Origin of the sequence: Brasilonema sp. UFV-L1 (genome assembly GCF_012912105.1) — a bacterium.
Taxonomy (GTDB): Bacteria; Cyanobacteriota; Cyanobacteriia; order Cyanobacteriales; family Nostocaceae; genus Brasilonema.
Genome location: NZ_QMEA01000270.1, coordinates 1 through 2,456 on the forward strand (window position 1 = coordinate 1; position 2,456 = coordinate 2,456).

The window sequence follows — 2,456 nt, forward strand, 5'->3', positions numbered from 1 at the left end:
CGGGGTTTCTACCCAAATTTTCGATGAAATGGGAATCGCCGCTTATGCCAAAAGACTGGTTTGAATGGCACGATCTCTATAATACTGAACCAAAATTGCAGCAGCGCCTGGAAATAGTGCGAGAATACATCTCTTATAGCTTGGATGTGTCCCCACCAGGAATAATTCGTGTAGTTAGTGTTTGCGCTGGTGATGGACGAGATTTACTCTCGACGTTAGCAAATCACCCTCGTGCAAAAGATGTTTATGCACGACTGGTTGAGTTAAATCCGCAGCTAGTTGAACGTGGACGAGCAACCATAGAATCATTGGGTTTGGCAAAGCAAATTGAGTTTATCAATGGTGATGCAACTCTCTGGTCCAACTATGTAGGAGCAGTACCAGCAGACGTTGTCATTGTGTGTGGTATCTTCGGTAATCTTGCTGATGAGGCTGAGCTGAGTCGCTTGCTGGGGAACCTGAGTTTTCTAAGTAAACAAGGTGCTTTTGCAATCTGGACTCGCGGACACTCTAACGGTATCCCCTACTCTGAGACTGTCCGTAAAATTTTGCGTGAATCTAGATTTGAAGAAGTGAACTTCAAACTGACTGCTACAGGAGACATGGGGGTAGGTATTCATCGTTACCTAGGTGAAAATTTGGCTGTCCCCAAAGAGCAACAGTTGTTTGTGTTTTCCGGTGTTCCAAATAAAGCGAGGTAAAAAATGTCTATTCAGGGTACATTATCCAGTTGGGAGCAATTGTTTGAGGTCGCACAGAAAAATACTTCAGCTCGACGGGTGCGTAGACCAGGGCAATCCCCTTCTACTGCGCCAATCCCAAGCAGTCTCCAGAAACTACCTCCTGATACAATACCACCAGTCCTCCTTTACCGAGATACCAACTCTTGGTGTCCTTTCTGTGAACGGGTTTGGTTTGCCTTAGAAGAAAAGGAAATTCCGTTTGCGACGGAGTTTATTGATCTGAGTAACAAGCCTAAGTGGTATACTGACCTAGTTCCCACAACCCTTGTCCCTGCTGCAAAAATTGAGGGAAAGTTAGTCTATGAGTCCAAAGATATTCTATACGCTTTAGAAGAACGATTTAATAGTCCACCACTACTCCCTGAAAATCCAGAGGAAAATGCTATTGCTAGGCAGTGGGTAGAAGATGCCGAAACCAATGGTTTTAGAGATATTGGCTACAAATTTCTGAGGGAAACATCTGTAGATGCTGATGAACTAGCAAAATTACAGACAGCGTTTGAAGCTAAATTAGACGAGCTTGAGCAAGCCTTGGCGAAATATCCTGGTCCCTACTTTGTCTCAAGTTTTAGCTTGGTAGACATTATGTATAGCCCTCATTTAGATAGATTGGCGGCTAACTTACCCGTGTACCGAGGGTATCACATCAAGGGAAATCCACGCTTCCCTCTCATCAATGCTTGGTTTGAAGCACTCAATCAGCGTCCTGCATACCACAGAGTCAAGTCGGATGACACGACAAATAATTTACTCCTGCGCCGCAGATGGAGTGTGTCACCAGTTGGAAATCCATTACCACTGGATTTAGCAACTAGCCAGGAAATTCAATATCGAGCAGAAGCCGCCGAGAGACTGAGCGATAACCGGGAAGTTGCTATAGGAGATATCCTGAAAAACTCCGGAGTGCAAGCATTAGCGAAAGATGATGACATTGCAACAGTCAAAGAAGCAGTTGATTTTCACCTGAGACTACTGGCAGACTATCTCATCAATGGGAATGACGCACTCTTGCCTTGGGGTAGAGTTGGTGGAAAAGATAATATTGATCCGTTTTCGTCTGCTGTCGGAGCCATTACTCTTGCCTATGTAAGAAATCGCATCTGTGCGCCACGGGATATGAGTGCTGGTGCAGCAACTGCATTCCGAGCAGCAGCAGATAAGGTATTGGCATCTATTTATTAATGCTTATCGGTGACAGGTTGATACAAGTTGCATTCCAAACTGGAAAATATGAAAACCCGTAGCTATGTCTTACTGGCTATTGCTACCTGCCTATTAACGTGGCTTCTTTCCCTGACAGGTTGTAACTCCCAAAATAGCTCACAAAGCAATAGTTCTCAAGTTCCACAAATCTCTGGTAGTTCATCAAAGCTAGAGGTGATTAATATTGGTCATCAAAACGGTACACCCGGTCTCAATTTATTGAAGGCGCGGGGATTGCTGGAAAAGCGACTTGCCCCACAGAACATCCAGGTCAATTAGTGCCTATCGTAACGAATTGTGGACACAGCAGCAGCTATCTTGGTTATTTGGCAGTGTTAGTCTCGTTGGCGGAATGTTAGGTGCAGTATTACTGCTTCACACCCCAGCTTCTGTGTTCGATCAGCTTGTGCCTTATCTGTTGTTGCTTGCTACAGTACTGTTCACTTTCGGTAATTCAATCTCAACTTTGTTACAGATTGCTCGTGAACTACCTACACCGACCTGAGTACA

The 2,456-nt window shown here is 44.7% G+C and carries 3 protein-coding genes; all 3 read left to right on the forward strand.

What is annotated here, in order from left to right; genetic code table 11:
* Positions 1-701 (forward strand): class I SAM-dependent methyltransferase family protein (locus DP117_RS33925; protein ID WP_339381163.1); only part of this gene is annotated, 701 nt, incomplete at its 5' end.
* Between the two features lie 3 nt (positions 702-704).
* Complete coding sequence (locus DP117_RS33930; protein ID WP_169222541.1) at positions 705-1,925, forward strand: glutathione S-transferase family protein; 1,221 nt, start codon at positions 705-707, stop codon at positions 1,923-1,925.
* 48 nt (positions 1,926-1,973) lie between these two features.
* The gene (locus DP117_RS33935; protein WP_169222542.1) at positions 1,974-2,225 is read left to right on the forward strand and encodes a hypothetical protein; all 252 of its coding nucleotides are present in this window, start codon (positions 1,974-1,976) and stop codon (positions 2,223-2,225) included.
* Positions 2,226-2,456 lie beyond the last annotated feature (231 nt).